This window comes from Dermabacter sp. p3-SID358, from assembly GCF_025147465.1.
Taxonomy (GTDB): Bacteria; Actinomycetota; Actinomycetes; order Actinomycetales; family Dermabacteraceae; genus Dermabacter.
On record NZ_JALXOZ010000010.1, the window covers coordinates 43,608 to 60,669 of the forward strand.

Here is a 17,062-nt window from a genome sequence, read left to right on the forward strand (position 1 = left end):
CGACGCTTGCCCGGCTACCGTCGGAATCTTTTTCACGCGCCGGACCACGCAACCGGGCTGGCTGCCCGTTCCACAACCGCTGGGCCCTGCCAGGATTCTTCGCCGAGCATCCTTCCTTTAGAAGAAGTTGACGAGGAGCACGAACGCTGCCGTGCCCGCTGCAACACTCACGAGGGTGCGGCGCCCGCAGAGAAGGTGCACGGCGATCGTGACGGCCGAGGCGATCAGCAGGTGAATGATGCTCCCGGGCTCTTCGGCAAGAGTGCTCTTGAAGGTCGCGAGCGCGAGGATGACGAGGATGCCCGCGGGCATCCACACGGCCATAACTCGCACAAATTGAGACTTGCGAAGGGGTTCGAGGATCGCGAACGGGAGAGCGCGAAGCGTGAATGTGACCGCGAAAGCGATCAGGAGAACCGAGGCGAGGTACCAAAAAGGAATGTCAAGCTGCATCGTCGCCCTCCATCTCTGCCGGCAGCGGCCTCGTGAGGCGCACGGCGAGGGTGTAGCGGGCGGCGAGCGTCGCGACAAATCCGATCATCGCGGCGAAGATCGGCTGGCCGGGCATGAGGAGAAGGGCGAGGCCGAACGCCGCGGCGCCGAGAATAAGAGAAGGGATCTCTTGCTTCGTTCGGCACGCATCGAGGGTCAGCGTGATGAACAGGGCGCACAGCGCGAAGCTCAAGCCGCGAATTTGGAAGGGGATGAAGCTCGAGAGGAGAACGCCGATGAGACCGCCTCCCACCCAGCAGATCTGCAGCACGGCACCCGCCGAGATGACGCGCGGCTGCGTCCACCCCTTCGGATTAGCAACGGTGACTGCGAAGATCTCGTCGGTGAGCGAATACATCGCGTAGAACTTCAAGAACGGATTCTTGACGACCTTGAGCGGGAAGTTGAACGCGTAGAACACGTGCCGGAAATTCACGAAGAACGACGCAGCCGCGATGGTCAGGAGAGGCGTGAGCGAGGTGATGAGCGTGATGAGCAGAAGCTCGAGCGAACCTGCGTATGCGAAGAAAGACAACGCCGGGGCCATCCACCACGGGAGCCCCGATTGCACAACAAGCAGGCCAAACGCAATACCGATAGGGATCATGCCAAGGCCCGCGGGAAGAATGAGGAGCGCTCCCTGCGCAATCTCGTGGCGCACCGAATAGGGACGCGCATGCGCGCCAGGCCGCGCCTCAACGCTCATGCGCGTCTCCCTCTCCCTCATATCGTTTCCTGTTTCCGCGGTGCGCGGAACGAAGTCAATCTTCGCACGCTCGCGGCATCAGAAGGAACAATTCAGGTCGCTGACCTGTGTATACATTGTGCTGGGAGTGAGGTCGTTGAACCTTTACGAGGATAGAGGGTCGCAAATGGCGAGGCCTAAGTCCTGAGCGACAGCGAGCATTTGACTGTCGTGGCTCACCACAGTGACCGCACTGCCTAACTGGAGGGCGGTCGCAAGATGAATAGCATCGAGCGAACGAAGATGCTGCGGTATCGCCTCAGCGATCGAGAGCACTGCATCAGTGAGCGGCGCGACGTCAACATAGCGGAGAAGCAATTCTCGCTCCTGTACCGGCCGCTCCTGACGCCGCAGCACCCGGGTCAACTCAGTTTGGAGGAGCCTGGAAGAGACCACTCCGCGACCTGCAACGGCCTCTTTAAACCACTCTCGCGCCGACATGCTTCCTTCGAGCACCGCGACCGCCACCGAGGTGTCAAGGTAGTTCGTCACCGATCGCCCCTCGCCCAATCGACGAGTTCGTCTATCTCCGACTGCGACGCAGCCGGGCGATTGGGCCAATCATCGTATGAGACCGGACCCCGATCGCGGGCCGGCGTTACAGGCAGGGAACCATTCTCTTGCAGCGGGCCAAGCTGCGCCCAGGGACGGTGATGCTTAGTCACGACATAGGTTTGCCCAGCGGCCGCATCATCGAGCGCGCGAGTGGGGTTCTGCCGGAGTTCGGCCACTGAAATCGTCTTCATGGCTCGAGTGTAGATGCAAAATCTAGTCGAATCTAGAGCATTGTCCACACCTAGACGCAACAGCATTCGATGACTTCCTCGGATGCAAAGCGCCGGAGGTGTGCAGCTTCTTGCACTCAGTTTGCGGCGAGGAACTCCTCGAGCGAATCGAGCATCGCTGAACGTTCCGACTCCTCGGCCCACGAAATCTCAATCGAATTGCGAGCAAGCTGCGCGATTTGCTCATTCGTGAGGTTTTCCTTCTCCGCGAGCGCGAGGAAGTTATCCGCGATGTAGCCACCGAAGTACGCCGGGTCATCGGAGTTGATCGAAACCTTCACCCCGCGGCCGAGCAAATCCACGATCTCCTTGCCCTTCATCTCTTCCGTCACAAAGGAATTCGACATGGGGCAGCTCGTGAGGCCAATGCTCTTCTCCACCACGAGCTTCACGAGTTCGGGATCTTCGATGATGTTGGTGCCGTGATCGAGGCGCTCAGCACCGAGCTTCGTGAGTGCGGTGCGAATGTTGTCGATTGAACCGATCTGGTCGATATCGCAGTGCATCGTGACGCGAAGCCCGTTTTCACGCGCAAGGTCAAAAGCCTCGGCAAACTTCTGCGGCGGGTTGTCGCGCTCATCTGAATCGAGACCCACGCCCACAAACATGTCCTTGTACGGAAGCGCCGCGCGGAGGGTCTCAAGAGCTGACTCCGCTGACATATCGCGCAAGAAGCACAGGATGAGATCCGCGCTCACGCCATTCTCACGCGCTTCCTCGACCGCGCGGTAGTAGCCGCGGATGACGGCCTCGAGCTCAACCCCGCGCGTCGTGTGCGCTTGCGGATCGAAAAAACACTCGGCACGCACGACGCCGTTCTCTTTCGCCCGCGCGAAGTACGCCGAACCAAGCGCATAGAAGTCGTCTTCATCCTGAAGCACGTTCATTGCCGGGTAGTACACGGCGAGGAACGAGGTGAGCGAATCGAACTCGTACGATGCTTCGACCTCTTCGACAGTCTCCTGACCGATATCAATCCCATTCTTCTTCGCGAGCTTGAGCTTGAGATCAGGCTCAAGGGTGCCTTCGAGGTGGAGGTGAAGTTCTGCCTTCGGAATGCTGTACGCGAATTCTCGCGAAACGGCCACGATTGCTCCTCAAGATCGTTCGAGTGAGTAATTCTGGGGAGTCCCCTTCTCCATTGTGGCACTACGAGTCACAAGCGACCGTCGGACCCCGAAGCCTTAAAGTGACTGTTCACGAATAGTGCCGAGCGTGCGCGGGCGAATGCTCGGATCGGCTTGAAGCCACTCGCTAACCTCACGGGGTCGCACGTCATGCGTGTGGAGATCGTCAATCTCGATCCAGCGCACACCCACCTGATTCTTGTCGTGCCCCTCCCCCACTCGAGGTTCGCTTCCGGGCTCGAGGTCGCACCAAAAGAGGAGATTCTGCTGGTGGAACACCTCCCCGGCGTCGCGGTAGCGGCCCACCTTCGCGCTGATGAGATCAAACGTGCACGCGAGGTCGTAAACGCGCACGCCCGCGCCCACCTCCTCTTCACATTCGCGCCTCAGCGCCTCAACCTGGCTCTCGCCGTGCTCCTGCCCACCGCCAGGGAGAACTAAGACGCGATTGCCGTTGATGTCGATATTTTCGTTGAAGAGCACGCTCGTACCACGCACAATGATCGCCTTGACGCCCACGCGCACGTTCGAATAACCGGGATCGAGTTCCATATCCCCATCGTAGGGGTCCGACGCTTGCCTGCCATTCGTGCCCCTTATTTTTGCGAAGTGTTCCTGCGCGAGACAATGACGAGCATGAGTGCGGATGAATCAGTAGTGGAGGAACCCCACGGGGCCGTCATGGCGCCTCGCGCGCCATGGTGGGCGATCGCGATCATCATGGTCGGCGGAGTGCTCGCCGCCGTGCAATCGCGCATCAACGCCGATCTCGCGAAGCATCTCGAAAGCCCATACCTCGCGGCTTTCGTGAGCTTCGGAATCGGTTGCCTCGGTCTCGTGGTCATCGTGCTTGCACGGCCCGGCGAGCGCCGTGCGGCACGCGAATACGCGAGCGACCTCGTGAGTGGACGCTTCGAGTGGCGCTACGCAATCGGCGGTCTCGGCGGCGCCTTCCTCGTGTTCACGCAGGCCCTTACTGTCGGAGTTCTCGGGGTCGCGCTGTTCATCGTGAGCGTCGTGGCCGGGCAGACCCTTGCGGGCGCGGCGCTCGATCGCGTGGGTTTCGGCCCGGGCGAACCGCGACGGCTGAGCCCTGCACGTCTCATCGGCGCGGCTCTCATGGTCGCGAGTGTGGCGTTGGCGCTCGCCTCGGGACTCTCGAACTCGGTCCCGTGGTTAAGCCTCGCACTTCCGTTTCTCGCAGGCGTGGGGGTGGGCCTCCAGACGGGTGCGAACGGCATCGTCACCGCTCATACGGGAAGCTTTCTCGTTTCGGCACTCGGGAACTTCACGATGGGATCGCTCGCCCTCGGCATTGCGGCGGCCATCAGCGTTGCGGTGACTCCGCTCGGCGGGTCGTTTCCCACCAACCCGATTCTCTACCTCGGCGGGCTCATTGGACTCACCTATATCGCCGCCTCGGCAGCCCTCGTGCGCTATACCGGCGTGCTCGTGCTGAGCGGCGCGTCAATCGCGGGCCAGATCATCGGTTCCGTCATGCTCGACGCATTCGATCCCGGCGTGCACCTGTCCCCACTCACGATCGTGGGCGCGGCACTCACGCTGCTCGCCGCGGTCGTCATCGCGGGCTACCTGCCGCTACCCTCGCGCAGGCAGGTTCCATAAGGGGGCGGGTTCCGCAGCCCAGGCTGCCTCTGGCTGTTTCCTTGCTGGCTTTCCCTACCCCTGCTCGGGCAGTTTCAGGGGGTTGCTGCGGCGCCCGTTCTAAAAGTGGTGAAAAACGTCGTTAGACCCCAAGTTCTTGACGCGACGCGGCGATTTTTCACCACTTTCCTGAACGCGCCTGGCGGGCAGTGGCACTACCTGCTGTAACTAGCACTACTTGAGGAACTAGAACTACTGGAACTAGAACTACTGGAGCAACTGGTATTACTGGGGCGGGCCGTACACCCCGAAAGGAAGCGTCCCCTCAACTGACCGTCACTCGCCATCCGCAACGAGCCGCGCAGTCAGGCCATCCGGTTCGAACTCGACGTGTGACGAGAGATCATCAACCGATTCGAGCACCGTGAACGTCGAGCGTTGCGACTCCGTAACTGCGCGCCACACGTCATCGCCAGGATCGCTCGCCTCGGGGCTGAGCGCCGCAATCGCGCGCGTGACAGTGTCGACATATTCATCGAGGCTCGTCGCGAGGAGGTGCATATTGAGTTCTTCGTCGATCCACCACACGCCACCCGGGATCCCTTCGTTATTGAGCGTGAGAATCACGGCATCGTCGGTGGTCTCGAAGAGGGGATAGTACGACGTCGGCTCGCCCAGCAACGTAAACGGGCCCAGATCGGTGCGGTCCTCGGCGAGGAGAGTCAGCTCGAACTCCCCCACGCGCACACCCGCAAGTTCGTCGGCGAGGTCCTTGAGGGCCGGGGGCACGTCGGCCCCAGACTCCTCGGGATCGATGGAATCAGCGAGACCATTGGAGGCTGCAACCGCGGCGGCGAGGCGCTCAAACGCGGCCCGCATTTTTGAGGTGTCAACGTCGGTAGTGGGGGTGGGCCAGTCGAGTTTTACGGGCTGATTCACGTGCATCCTCCTCGTGGGCGCCAGGGCATGTGTAAAGGTTTCGTGAGAGACCACGGCAATCGTACCGTGACGTCAGCCACGATTCCCAGGCTGCAAAACAGGAACGTACGGCATCACCAGCACGAATACTGAGGCCACGAATGTCTCATGCAGGAATCCGGTCGTGCTCTCAGCATTTTGCAAGGCCGAGCACAGCGCCCGGGAAGAAAGAAGCGGTTATATGTAATCACGCGTTAGCGGCGTACCGATCCTTTGAGGAGAGGATCCGTACTTGAAGCCCTAGCGCGGGGGAAAGGGATACGGCGCCGGCTCGTGGGGACGAGCCGGCGCCCTTATTAAACGCGAACGGGCTCAATGACCCGAGACCGAAATCTGTACCCAACGTTTGCGGCGGATTGGCAGAGAATACCGCCGTAAACGTTGGGTTTAGTTTTCTAGGCCGAAAGAACTTAGGGGGTTCGCCTCGGGGGGTTCCGCCGCAGGGCAGGGCTGCACCGAGGTCCGGGGTTCCGCCCCAGGGCTGGGAGGTACCCAGACAAGGGTTCCGGACGAGGGCCGAGGCCAGGACGAGGGCCGAGCCCCAGGGTCAGGGGCCTGTTCGGGCGCGGGCCCCGGGGCCCGCACCAGGACGCGCGTCTGCCTCGGGGTCGGGTTTTCGATTGGGGCAGGGGGCAGGTCGGGCGCGAGCCGAGGGTCAGGAGTCCGACGGCGCCTCGCGAATATCGATCCCAAACACCCTCTTGACCTGGGCCGTCACGAGTTGCGGGTGGCGCCTATCGCTCGGCGTTGAAGCCCACGGCGCGAAGAGACCCGGGAGATCGGGGTGGGTGATCTTGCCGTGGGTCGAGCCGGAGGACGTCACCACGAAGCCGTGCTCCTCGAGCCGACGTCTGAGCGCAGCCCGATCACCGGGGTGCCGCGTGCCCTTCTTCTTGCGATTACTCGGCCCCGCGAGATCTGCGGGATCGAACGAATCAACCTCTTCCGGCCTCACCGAGAGGGCATAGGCCGTGGGGAAAGCCCCGATCACGTGATTGTCAGCGCGCCGCACTTGCACGGTCCATGCGCCGCGTTGGAAGTGGTCGCTCGCGCCGTTATCGCTCGTCCACGCATCCTCGGGGTCGGCGACGGTGAGCACGATGATGTCGTGAGTAATGCGCGCGAGGCTCGCGCCCGAGACCGTGCGCACCTCGTCCTCGATCACGGTGAGGGGCCGCGTGAAAGGGCGGGGATCGGTGGGGTTGAGCGTGACGACGGTGCCTTCGGGCGGGGCTCCGAAGCCTCGATCGATATCGAGCACTTCCGCCTCAGTCATCTTGGCGTGCGCGGCCTTCGCGGCCGCCTCGGTCGCAGGCTGCTTTTCGCGCCGCCGCTCTGCCTCGTTGAGGAGGTCAGCGAGATCTTCTCCCGCCGCTCGGCGCCGCGCAAGCTCGGGGACCGCATCGTAGTCGACCGCGCGTACCGCCCGCTTTGCGCGCGTGCGCCCGGCGAGAGCCGCGGGGCTCGGCGCGCCTTGAGGCGTCGTTTCTCGCGGTGTTTTTGCCATAACACCACCGTACCGTGGTGAAACACCTACCCCCCGCTTAGGTGAGGCGGCTAATCTAGAGGCCTTCCCATGTCACCTACGGAGGACCTTCGTGAACGTTTCAACGTCGCTGCGAGCGCTCGCCGCATGCGCCTGCCTCGCCCTCGCTCTTGCCGGCTGCGGGTCATCCAAAGAGCCGGCTGCCTCACCATCCGCCTCTAGTTCGGCGCCGGCGAGCGACGGCGGTCCCAGTGTCGTGATCAACGAGTCCAAAGGCGACGGCAACGCCCAGCCCGTCCCGGAAATCACCCAGGGCGGCCTCGATCATTCCGAACTTGCCAATTCGTGCAGCGACGAAGGCATGGTGAAAATCCCGCTCCACGGCAAGCCTGAACCAGCACTAGAAGGGTTCGACGGTTCCTTCACGTACAACGGGTGGAAAGAGAACGCCGGCGCCTCCGAAGCGATGTTCACGATCAACCAGGGCGGCGGCAAACAAGACTTCGGCCCCCTCCAGGTGGGAGATCAATTCGAACTTGGCGGAGCGATGTACTCCGTGACGAGCATTTGTCAGGACAACGCCGAGCTCGACGTCATCGGTTAGCCGTGACTGTGCCGCACTCGCGAATCAACACCGAAAGCGGGATCTGCACCTATTTTGCCGCCGAACAGTGTTCGTCGTGCAGCCTCATGCGCACCCCTCACAACACGCAAGTGCGCGATGCGCACGCATACCTCAAGGCCCTTCTCGCAGATGCGTCGACACCCGAGACTGTGTTCGAAGAGCCGCTCACAAGCGCACCGTGGGGCTTTCGCACGAAGGCAAAGATGATGGTCGCAGGCACAGCGGCCGCGCCCACATTCTCCTTTCCTGGCACGCGCGAAGGCGTTGACCTCGCCGATTGTCCGCTCTATCCCGCTCTCGTGACCGACGTGCTCGAAAGCGCTCGCGCACTCATCCGCCGCGCACAGGTACCGCCCTACAACCTTGAGAAACGACGCGGCGAAATCAAGTACGTGCTCGTAACGGCAAGTTCGACCGAGGCGATGGTGCGCCTCGTGCTGCGAAGCACCTCGGCACTTGAGAGGATCCGCGAGCACCTCGGGCTTCTCGATTCGCGCGTGAGCGTCGTGAGCGCGAACATCCACCCCGAGCACGAAGCCCTCATCGAGGGCACCGAGGAGATCCACCTCGCTGGCGCAGAAAGGCTCCGCCTTCCGCTCGATGGGATCGACGTCGACGTGCTCCCCCGCTCCTTCACGCAAACGAACACCGCGGTCGCGAGCAAACTTTATGCACAGGTCGCGCGCTGGATTCTCGATGCAGGGGCGAGATCAGCGTGGGACCTCTACTGCGGCGTGGGCGGCTTCGCCCTCAGCATCGCGCACGAAGCGCGGGCCCGCGGAGCGTTCATGAACGTCACGGGCATCGAAATCACGAACGACGCGATCGAAAGCGCGCGAGGTTCGGCTAAGCGGCATGGTTTTCCGGCAAGCGTCGGACCCTCCCCCGACCCCGAAACCCGCGTACACACGCACTTCGAAACCGCCGACGCCACGCAATGGGCCGCGACACAGCCCGCCAGCGCTCTCCCGGAGGCGATCGTCGTGAACCCGCCGAGGCGGGGCATTGGCGAAACGCTCGCCCGATTTCTCAACGAATCCGGGCCTCCCACGCTCGCCTACTCGAGCTGCAACCCGGTAAGTCTCGCGGCTGACCTCGCACGCATGCCGAACTATCGAGTCGCGCGCGCGAAGCTCATCGACATGTTCCCGCACACCGCGCACAACGAAGCGCTCGTGCTCCTCGTGCGCGATGCGCCGGTGGCAAACTAGCCTTCGTTCTCGAAGGCTTGCTCGACGTCATCATCAACCCAGTCGAAGGTGCGCTCAACGGCCTTCCGCCACAGGCGCATGCTGCGCTCGCGCACCTTCTCGTCCATCGATGGGCTCCAACGAACGTCCTCTTCCCAATAGGTCTCGAGGTCGTCGGTCGAATCCCAAAAGCCCACGGCAAGGCCCGCGGCGTACGCGGCACCGAGCGCGGTCGTCTCGATGATTTTCGGGCGGATGACATCGACACCGAGGATGTCCGCCTGGAACTGCATGAGGGTCTCGTTCACGGTCATGCCGCCATCGACGCGTAGCTCCTTGAGCGGCACCTTCGAATCCTCGTTCATGGCGTCGATCAGCTCGGCGCTCTGATAGGCCGTCGCCTCGAGCACGGCGCGTGCCACATGGTGCTTGTTCACGTAGCGTGTGAGGCCCACGATTGCTCCTCGCGCATCGTCCTTCCAGTACGGGGCAAAGAGGCCAGAAAACGCGGGAACGACAAAACAGCCGCCCGAATCCTCGACCTTCGTCGCGAGGTCCTCGACCTCTTTCGCGCTCGAGATGAGGCCGATGCTGTCGCGGATCCACTGCACGAGCGAGCCGGTCACGGCGACTGAGCCCTCGAGAGCGTAGACCGGGTCGGCGTCGCCGAGTTTGTAAAGCACGGTCGTCAGCAGGCCGTTATCCGAAGAAAGGGCTTCGCTTCCCGTGTTCATGAGGAGGAAGTTGCCGGTTCCGTACGTATTCTTCGCGGTGCCCTTCTCGAAGCACGCCTGGCCAAACGTCGCCGCTTGCTGGTCGCCGAGGATGCCAGCGATCGGCACGTTCGTGAGGAGGCCGCGCTTGCGGCCCTTGCCGTATACCTCGGAGGAGGAGCGGATCTCGGGGAACATCGACATGGGGATCCCCATTTCGCGCGCGATATCTTCGTCCCATTCGAGCGTGTGCACGTTCATGAGGAGAGTACGCGAGGCGTTCGTGACGTCGGTAACGTGCACTCCGCCCTTGGTTCCACCCGTCATGTGCCACAAGAGCCACGTGTCGGTCGTGCCGAACAGCAGATCGCCAGCCTCGGCTTTCTCTCGCGCCCCCTCGACATTGTCAAGGATCCACTTGACCTTGGGGCCCGCAAAGTACGTCGTGAGCGGCAGACCCGTGACGTCCTTAAAGCGGTTCACCCCCTCCTCGCCCGCGAGTTCGTGCACAATCCGCGAGGTGCGCGTGTCCTGCCACACGATCGCGTTGTAGATGGGCTTGCCCGTGTTCTTATCCCATACCACCGCGGTCTCGCGCTGGTTGGTAATGCCGACGGCTGCCAGGTCATCCCTGTTGACTTCAGCTCTGTTCAGTGCGAGCGCGATGACCTCACGGGTATTTCTCCAAATCTCCATGGGGTCGTGCTCAACCCAACCCGAACGCGGGAAGATCTGCTCGTGCTCAAGCTGCGCCTGGGAAACGGCGTGGCCGTCGTGGTCGAAAACCATGGCGCGCGAGCTCGTCGTGCCCTGGTCGATCGCGAGGATGTACTTCTGGTCTGAGGTATCTGGCATGTGAGATCCTTTCGGGGTCGCAGGCACCGCTGCCCGCGGCTAGTGGTGTGCGCGGTTTCGCGCGCGGTCGTCAGCGCGCGGGAATCTCGCGCACGTTCTCGAGCAGTGCTGCGGCTTCGGCGTCACTCGTCGTGTTCTCGGCCTCGAGGCGCGCGGCGATGAACGTCGAGTACGCCTCGATTTCCGCTTCGCGGCGAGCCTCATCCCAGCCGAGTTCCTCGCCGAGAATCGCGGCGATCTCGCGCGCGGCGCCCACGCCGCGGTCGGGCGTCTCGTAGTCGAGGCGCGTGCGGCGCATGAGGGCATCGGCGAGGTGAAGCACCCCTTCGCTGCGCGCAGCGTACGCGATTTCCGCGCGGAGGTAACGCGGGGCCTCTGTGAGGGGCTTTGCGAGTTCGGGGTTCTCCTCCATGAGGGCGAAGAGGTCTTCGAGGAGCGCGCCGTAGCGGAAGAGGAGGCGCTCGAGGCGCACCTCGTCAATGCCGTAATCTTCAGCGAGCGAAGCGGCACGCACGCGCATCTCCTCGTAGCCGGCGCCGCCGATCACGGGGATGTCTCGCGTCTTGGTCTTGGGGGCATCGGGGGTGCCGCGAAGCGCGAAGTCCACGACGTCCTCCGCCATAACGCGGTAGGTGGTGTATTTGCCACCGGCGATCGCACTCAGGCCCGGTTCGACCTCCATCACCGTGTGTTCGCGCGACACCTTGGTGGAGGCGCCGTCGGACTTCTTGACGGGCTGGAGGAGGGGGCGGAGCCCCGCGTACACACCGATGACATCTTCGCGCGTGAGAGGTCGGCGCAGAACGTCGTTGGCTTTTTCGAGCACATAGTCGATGTCGCTGCTTGTCGCGGTGGGCACCGCCACGTCTTCTTTCCACGGGGTGTCTGTTGTGCCGATCAGCCAGTACTCGTCCCACGGGATGATGAACAGCACCGATTTCTCGGTCTGCGTGATGATGCCCGTGTTGTCTTTCGCTTCGATAGCGTCACGTGGAACGGTGATGTGGATGCCTTTCGAGGCGAGCACCTGAAGGCCCGAATCGGCGCCCGCGCGGTCCTGCTCCTCACCAGTCCACACGCCGCCCGCGAGGATCACCTCGCGCGCGTGCACCTCGTATTCGTTGCCGGTTTCGAGATCGGTAATCGCCGCGCCCACCACGCGACCGCCGTCTTTGAGGTAGCGCGTGACCTTCGTGTAGTTCGCGGCCGCCGCGCCAAGGTTCACGGCGGAGCGCACGAGCATCGCCACGAAGCGCGCATCGTCCATGCGCGAGTCATAAAATTCGATCGCGCCCGAGTTCTTCTCGGGGTCGAGACCAGCAAAGTCTTTCGCAAGCCCCTTGGAGAACACGTGCCTGTGGATCGGCACTTCTCGGTGGCCAATCTGCATGCCGTCATAGAGGGCGATACCCGACCCAATGAAGGCACGCTCGAGGGCGTTCTTCATGGGGAACATGAAACTGATGGGCTTCACGAGGTGCGGCGCTGTCTTCGAGATGAGCAGGTCGCGCTCGCGCAGAGCCTCGGCGACGAGAGTGAAGTCGAGCATCTGCAGGTAGCGAAGGCCGCCGTGCATGAGTTTCGAGGAGCGCGAGCTCGTGCCGCTCGCCCAGTCGTTCATCTCGACAAGGCCGACGCTAAGGCCGCGGGTCGCGGCATCGAACGCGGCGCCAGCGCCGTTCACGCCACCACCGACGATGAAGATATCGAGTGGGTTTTCGGCGCTCGTCGAGGCGAGCTTTTCGAGATGCGCGGCGCGAGTATTCGGGTTGAGTGCGGAACGGGCGGATGAGGACATAACACTTCCTTCGTCAGTGTGCTCGGTTCGCCGTTGAACCACGTTTGGCAAGCTCACGCGAGGTTAGCACCGCCAGCTCACCGTTCACGGTGAGTGACCGATCGGCTCGGCTCTACACTGATCTCACGCGCACCGGCACGCACAGGAGCACCCATGACCGCGACCTTCCGCATTCTCGTTCTCGGCCTCGGCGGCACGATCGCCATGAGCCAAAATCAACCGGGCGGCCACGCCTCCCCTGCCGCGCAGCCGGATGCGGGCATGTTTCCGATCCCCGGCATCGATCTCGAGTTCCGAGAGATCGCGAATGTCGGTTCGCCCTCGGTCACGTTCGCGCACGTGCGCGAAGTTCTTCGAGTGGCTCGGGAGGGTTCCGACGCTGGCTTTCGCGGCATCGTGCTTACTCACGGCACCGACACTCTCGAAGAGACGGCATTCTTGCTGGGCCGCTACTGGAATCTCGAGACTCCCCTCGTGCTCACGGGCGCGATGCGTCCCGCAAACGCGCCCGGGGCAGACGGCCCCGCAAACCTCCATGATGCGATCGTGACGGCCGCGAGCGAGCAGGCTCGTGGCCTCGGTGTTCTCGCGGTTTTCGACGCGCTCGTGCACGCCGCAGATCGCGTCACGAAGGTCAGCTCTCGAAGCATCGACGCGTTCGATTCGGAGCCTTCAGGTCCCCTCGCGCTCGTGAACGAGGATGGGATTCGCGCGATGTACGCGCTGGAAGCGTCGGACTGCGTGATGCCCACCGTGCCCGCCGAGCTTCCCTCCGTGCCTCTCATCGGGACGGGCCTTTTCGATCGCGGCGAGGCCCTCGAGGCGCTCGTGCGCCAGGCCGAACCGCCCGCGGGGATCGTGATCAATGGCGTGGGGATGGGGCACGTGCCCGAGACGGTTATGCCGCTCGTGCGCGAGGCCCGCGAGCGCGGTATCCAGATCGTCGTTGCGACTCGCATACCCGAGGGCGGAACCTCGACCTATCACTACTCGTATCCTGGCGCGGAGGTGGACCTCATCCACTCGGGCGCGTGCATGGCGGGCATGTTGAGCGCGCACAAGGCGCGTCTCCTCCTTCAGGTGCTGCTCGCCGCTGGCGCAGACCGGAGCGGGATCAGCCGCGCGTTCGCGGGCTTTGCCTACTGACGCTCACGGCGCGGCCGAACCCGGTGCCGCTTTTCATAGATTTCATAAATTTCAAAGCAATTCATAAAACTCATAGACCTTCATAGGGTGCGGAATTTACCCTTGAAGCATGGACCCTGCACGCAACCCCTTCCGCGCCACTCTCGGCGCCACGCCCCCGCTTCTGGTTGGCCGCAACGAAGCGGTGCAAAACTTTGCCTTCGCACTCGATGACGGCCCGGGCGCGCACGAGCGCATCTCACTCATTGTGGGCCCGAGAGGAATTGGGAAAACCGTGCTACTCAACGCGTTCGAAGACACGGCGGAGGAGCGCGGCTGGTTCGTCATAAGCGAGACGGCAACGAAGGGGTTTGTCGAACGCATCCGCAGCGAGATCATTCGCCGTTTGGCTCGTCAGCGTTCGCACCTCAAAGGCTTAGGACTCTCTATCTTTGGCGTTGGCGGCTCCGTCACCTGGGACTCAACATCAATCTCGGAAGCGTCGTATTCCTTGCGCAACGCTCTTGACGACTATCTTGCCTACAAAGCCAGCCTCGATCGCACAACGGGGCAACCCGCAAGCGGCGTATTCATCACCCTCGACGAGATGCACCACCAGCGCAACGATGAACTTATCGAGTTCGGCGCTACCATTCAGCACCTTGTGCGCGAGAGAAAAAATATTGCCGTCGCCATGGCTGGGATCCCCTCGGCCATCAAACCGCTCCTTTCAAGCCAAGCGACCGCGAGCGAGGCGCCAAACCCCATCACGTTCTTACGCCGCGCCGAGCGAGTCGAACTGGACCGAGTGTCAGATGAGGACGTAAGCCTCGCTCTAGAGCAGCCGCTCGCGGAGTCGGTAACCACCTGGACGGGAAGGGCCCTCGAGACCGCCGTCAATGCTTGTCAGGGTTACCCCTTCATGATCCAGCTCGTCGGGCAGTGGGCGTTTCGCGAAGCTCAGGGTAGGAGTATCACGCGAGAGGCTGCCGAACGAGGGGCAGACAAGGCCCGACGAAAACTCGGCCAACTCGTTCACGAGCCTGCGTTGGCCGATCTCTCCGATGTGGATCGATCGTTCCTCGTTTTCATGGCTCGAGACGATGGGCCCACAGAGATCGCTGCTCTTAAGGCAAGACTCGACCGTTCAGATTCCTACGTAGGCAACTACCGCAGGCGTCTTATCGATGCCGAAATGATCGTCGAGGTCGGGCGCGGCCGGATAGATTTTGCCCTGCCCTACCTACGCGAATACCTTCGCGAGCACGCCGCTAGTCTCGTGATCTAGGTGTACTGATCGGGGAGGTTCGTTAATCGCGTGAAGGGTGGCTGGTTGCCGCAGGCGGTGTGGGGCCTGTGGTGGTTGTAGTAGTGCAGCCAGCCCTCGAGCTCACCGCGGCGCTCGGCTTCAGAGGTGTAGCAGCGGGCGTAGGCCCAGCCGTCGGCCAGGGTGCGGTGGAATCTCTCGATCTTCCCGTTGGTCTGCGGCCGATAGGGCCTGGTGCGCTTGTGCTTGATCCCGAGCTCATGGCAGGTGTCTCGCCACAGGTGTGAGCGGTAGGTGCCTCCATTGTCGGACAACACCCTCTCGACGGTGACGCCACGCTGGTTGAACCACTCGACAGCCCGGACCAGCACGGCAGTGGCGGTGAGGGCGGTTTCGTCGTCATGGATCTCGGCGTAGGCGACACGGGAGTGGTCATCGATGACGGTGTGGACGTACGCCTTTCCCATCAACGGGTCCCGCCACTTGTTGCGAGGCTTGTCCGGGGTAGCAGCGCGGTTGCGGTCGCCTTGTTGTCGGCCGACGTAGCGCCAGCCCCCGCCGTCGGGGATGTTGCCGAGCTTCTTCACATCAACGTGCAGCATCGCCCCGGGATGGTCGTGCTCGTAACGGCGAACGGGCTCTCCCGTGGCGCGGTCGACATAGGAAAGCCGGTTCAGTTGCGCGTCGACCAGGATCCGATGGACCGTCGACGGGGCGATCCCGAGCCGGCACGCGAGCTGGACCGGTCCTTCGCGCAGGCGCAGGCGGAGCTGGATGCAACGCCTGGTCGTGGCTTGGCTGGTCTTATTCGGCGACCGGTGGGGCCGTGAGGAGCGGTCCTGCATGGACTGGCCGGTGCGGTAGCGGTCGGCCCAGCGCTTCACGGTGGGCCAGGAGACCTGGAATCGGGCTGCGACTTCGCTGACCGGCCAGCCCTGGTCGACCACGAGCCGGGCGACGATCAGTCGGTGGCGGGGTGTGAGGGCAGCGTTGGGGTGGCTCATCGCGGGTTCTTCCTCGACCTGCGGGAGCGGGTGAAAGTGACCAAGACCAGGACGGCTGCTCCGACCCACCAAAGTCCTGCTGCGGCTCCGGTTCTCACGAGCAGCGGCGTTCCGCTCCACCATCCGGCTGCCCAGCCTCCGAGGGCCACGCCGAGGCTGGTTCCTGTCTGTCGGAGGGCGTTGTTGAGTCCGCTGGCCACTCCTGGGCGGCCGGGCCAGGCGGACAGGCTTTCGCCCACGATGGCGGAGGTCATCAACCCGAGGCCGACCCCGATGCCCAGCAGCCCTGGGGCGAGACCCATGGTTCCCGGCAGCCGGCCCAGCGTCGCGAGTCCCACGGCGCCGACCGCGAATCCCAGGGCAGCGACGCGGCGTCGGCCGAGGCGGACGACAGCCCTCCCCGAGAGGGGGCCGAGCACGACGAATGGCGCTGTGGCGAGCAACAGCAGCAGTCCAGTCGGCCCGGCACCCATCCCGAGCCCGGACTGCAAGTGGACTGTGATGACCTGGAGAGTGCCGTTCGCGCCCGAGGTCATCATCGCTGCCGCGATCACGGACCCGACCAGCGACACCGTGGCAATGGCGCCACGGCCGGACTGTTCGGGTTGGGGCTGCTGTGGGCGCCGGGGGCCGGTGCCCAGCTGCTGCCAGGTCCCCCATGCGGCGACCAGGCCCAGGGGCACGTTGACCCAGAACACGGCCCGCCACGACATGGCGGCCACGAGCAGGCCGCCGACGGCTGGGCCCAGGGCAGTGGCCACGGCGCTGATGCTCGACCAGGCCCCCAGAGCCCTCGCACGCTCATGTGGTTCAGGCCAGGACGTGCTCAGTGCTGCCAGCCCGGCCGGCAGCATCACGGCCGCGGCCAGCCCCTGGCCCAGACGGGCACCCAGGACGACCAGCCAGGCTCCGGCCAGCCCGCCCACCACGGAGGCTGCCGTGAACACGGTGATGCCGACCAGCAGGGCGCGACGTGGCCCGATGCGGTCGACCAACCACCCGGCGGGCAGCAGCGCGAGGGCGAGGGGCACGGTGTAGGCATCCACGACCTGGGCCCAGCGCGCCACGGGCACATGGAAGGTGCGGCCGACCGTGGGCATCGCCACGTTCATGGCCAACACATCCAGCAGCACCAGGAACATGGGGATGCACAACACTACGAGCAGGAATGTCCCGCCGTTGCGGCGGGCACCACCCCGGTGTGAGGCGGGGGCATCAGGAGAGAGGTTCATGCCTACCACGATGAGGTATGGACGCTTCGGTGGCG

The 17,062-nt window shown here is 63.6% G+C and carries 16 protein-coding genes; 5 read left to right on the top strand and 11 right to left on the bottom strand.

Features of this window, described 5'->3' with window-relative positions; translation table 11 throughout:
• Positions 1-117 precede the first annotated feature (117 nt).
• The 5 genes from M3B90_RS06090 to M3B90_RS06110 form a co-directional block, all read right to left on the bottom strand.
• The gene (locus tag M3B90_RS06090; protein WP_259889114.1) at positions 118-453 is read right to left on the bottom strand and encodes a branched-chain amino acid transporter permease; all 336 of its coding nucleotides are present in this window, start codon (positions 451-453) and stop codon (positions 118-120) included.
• Positions 443-1,198 (bottom strand): AzlC family ABC transporter permease, encoded by a 756-nt coding sequence (locus tag M3B90_RS06095; RefSeq protein WP_259889115.1) that lies wholly within the window; start codon positions 1,196-1,198, stop codon positions 443-445. Before M3B90_RS06095 ends, M3B90_RS06090 begins: the two co-directional genes overlap by 11 nt.
• Before the next feature lie 144 nt (positions 1,199-1,342).
• The gene (locus M3B90_RS06100) at positions 1,343-1,729 is read right to left on the bottom strand and encodes a type II toxin-antitoxin system VapC family toxin (RefSeq protein WP_259889117.1); all 387 of its coding nucleotides are present in this window, start codon (positions 1,727-1,729) and stop codon (positions 1,343-1,345) included.
• A gap of 370 nt (positions 1,730-2,099) precedes the next feature.
• Positions 2,100-3,110 carry an adenosine deaminase gene (gene add / locus M3B90_RS06105; protein ID WP_259889119.1) on the bottom strand — a complete coding sequence of 337 codons (1,011 nt, stop codon included), beginning with the start codon at positions 3,108-3,110 and terminating at the stop codon, positions 2,100-2,102.
• A gap of 96 nt (positions 3,111-3,206) precedes the next feature.
• Complete coding sequence (locus M3B90_RS06110) at positions 3,207-3,701, bottom strand: NUDIX domain-containing protein (RefSeq protein ID WP_259889120.1); 495 nt, start codon at positions 3,699-3,701, stop codon at positions 3,207-3,209.
• Positions 3,702-3,785: 84 nt separating this feature from the next.
• Between M3B90_RS06110 and M3B90_RS06115 the strand changes: the two genes are divergently transcribed.
• Positions 3,786-4,775 carry a DMT family transporter gene (locus tag M3B90_RS06115; RefSeq protein ID WP_259889122.1) on the top strand — a complete coding sequence of 330 codons (990 nt, stop codon included), beginning with the start codon at positions 3,786-3,788 and terminating at the stop codon, positions 4,773-4,775.
• Between the two features lie 315 nt (positions 4,776-5,090).
• On the opposite strand, the gene M3B90_RS06120 is transcribed toward M3B90_RS06115, so the two are convergent.
• Positions 5,091-5,693 carry a hypothetical protein gene (locus M3B90_RS06120; RefSeq protein WP_259889124.1) on the bottom strand — a complete coding sequence of 201 codons (603 nt, stop codon included), beginning with the start codon at positions 5,691-5,693 and terminating at the stop codon, positions 5,091-5,093.
• A gap of 694 nt (positions 5,694-6,387) precedes the next feature.
• On the bottom strand, positions 6,388-7,239 hold the full coding sequence (locus tag M3B90_RS06125; protein ID WP_259889125.1) for a hypothetical protein: 852 nt from the start codon (positions 7,237-7,239) through the stop codon (positions 6,388-6,390).
• Positions 7,240-7,330: 91 nt separating this feature from the next.
• Between M3B90_RS06125 and M3B90_RS06130 the strand changes: the two genes are divergently transcribed.
• Both M3B90_RS06130 and M3B90_RS06135 read left to right on the top strand, forming a co-directional pair.
• Positions 7,331-7,822: a hypothetical protein gene (locus M3B90_RS06130; RefSeq protein ID WP_259889126.1), complete on the top strand. Its 492-nt coding sequence runs from the start codon at positions 7,331-7,333 to the stop codon at positions 7,820-7,822.
• A 2-nt stretch (positions 7,823-7,824) separates the two neighbouring features.
• Positions 7,825-9,054: a methyltransferase domain-containing protein gene (locus M3B90_RS06135; RefSeq protein ID WP_259889127.1), complete on the top strand. Its 1,230-nt coding sequence runs from the start codon at positions 7,825-7,827 to the stop codon at positions 9,052-9,054.
• Here the strand turns inward: M3B90_RS06135 and glpK are convergent.
• Together glpK and M3B90_RS06145 are read right to left on the bottom strand one after the other, a co-directional pair.
• Positions 9,051-10,601, bottom strand: coding sequence for a glycerol kinase GlpK (glpK, locus tag M3B90_RS06140; protein WP_259889128.1), 1,551 nt, complete (start codon positions 10,599-10,601; stop codon positions 9,051-9,053). The genes M3B90_RS06135 and glpK overlap by 4 nt on opposite strands.
• Before the next feature lie 70 nt (positions 10,602-10,671).
• Positions 10,672-12,399: a glycerol-3-phosphate dehydrogenase/oxidase gene (locus M3B90_RS06145; RefSeq protein WP_259889129.1), complete on the bottom strand. Its 1,728-nt coding sequence runs from the start codon at positions 12,397-12,399 to the stop codon at positions 10,672-10,674.
• Between the two features lie 153 nt (positions 12,400-12,552).
• Between M3B90_RS06145 and M3B90_RS06150 the strand changes: the two genes are divergently transcribed.
• Together M3B90_RS06150 and M3B90_RS06155 are read left to right on the top strand one after the other, a co-directional pair.
• Positions 12,553-13,545: an asparaginase gene (locus tag M3B90_RS06150; protein WP_259889130.1), complete on the top strand. Its 993-nt coding sequence runs from the start codon at positions 12,553-12,555 to the stop codon at positions 13,543-13,545.
• A gap of 109 nt (positions 13,546-13,654) precedes the next feature.
• Positions 13,655-14,812, top strand: a complete 1,158-nt coding sequence (locus tag M3B90_RS06155) for an ATP-binding protein (protein ID WP_259889131.1) — start codon at positions 13,655-13,657, stop codon at positions 14,810-14,812.
• Here the strand turns inward: M3B90_RS06155 and M3B90_RS06160 are convergent.
• Together M3B90_RS06160 and M3B90_RS06165 are read right to left on the bottom strand one after the other, a co-directional pair.
• Positions 14,809-15,795, bottom strand: a complete 987-nt coding sequence (locus M3B90_RS06160; RefSeq protein WP_259889132.1) for an IS481 family transposase — start codon at positions 15,793-15,795, stop codon at positions 14,809-14,811. The two genes, M3B90_RS06155 and M3B90_RS06160, sit on opposite strands and share 4 nt — an antisense overlap.
• Positions 15,792-17,027 carry an MFS transporter gene (locus tag M3B90_RS06165; RefSeq protein ID WP_259889133.1) on the bottom strand — a complete coding sequence of 412 codons (1,236 nt, stop codon included), beginning with the start codon at positions 17,025-17,027 and terminating at the stop codon, positions 15,792-15,794. The genes M3B90_RS06160 and M3B90_RS06165 overlap by 4 nt, the downstream gene beginning before the upstream one ends.
• Positions 17,028-17,062 lie beyond the last annotated feature (35 nt).

Coding starts and splice junctions, on each gene's coding strand:
- M3B90_RS06115 (WP_259889122.1), top strand. CDS start 3,786: ATGAGTGCGGATGAATCAGTAGTGGAGGAACCCCACGGGGCCGTCATG.
- M3B90_RS06110 (WP_259889120.1), bottom strand. CDS start 3,701: ATGGAACTCGATCCCGGTTATTCGAACGTGCGCGTGGGCGTCAAGGCG.
- glpK (WP_259889128.1), bottom strand. CDS start 10,601: ATGCCAGATACCTCAGACCAGAAGTACATCCTCGCGATCGACCAGGGC.
- M3B90_RS06165 (WP_259889133.1), bottom strand. CDS start 17,027: ATGAACCTCTCTCCTGATGCCCCCGCCTCACACCGGGGTGGTGCCCGC.
- M3B90_RS06155 (WP_259889131.1), top strand. CDS start 13,655: ATGGACCCTGCACGCAACCCCTTCCGCGCCACTCTCGGCGCCACGCCC.
- M3B90_RS06090 (WP_259889114.1), bottom strand. CDS start 453: ATGCAGCTTGACATTCCTTTTTGGTACCTCGCCTCGGTTCTCCTGATC.
- M3B90_RS06095 (WP_259889115.1), bottom strand. CDS start 1,198: ATGAGCGTTGAGGCGCGGCCTGGCGCGCATGCGCGTCCCTATTCGGTG.
- M3B90_RS06125 (WP_259889125.1), bottom strand. CDS start 7,239: ATGGCAAAAACACCGCGAGAAACGACGCCTCAAGGCGCGCCGAGCCCC.
- M3B90_RS06160 (WP_259889132.1), bottom strand. CDS start 15,795: ATGAGCCACCCCAACGCTGCCCTCACACCCCGCCACCGACTGATCGTC.
- M3B90_RS06150 (WP_259889130.1), top strand. CDS start 12,553: ATGACCGCGACCTTCCGCATTCTCGTTCTCGGCCTCGGCGGCACGATC.
- M3B90_RS06145 (WP_259889129.1), bottom strand. CDS start 12,399: ATGTCCTCATCCGCCCGTTCCGCACTCAACCCGAATACTCGCGCCGCG.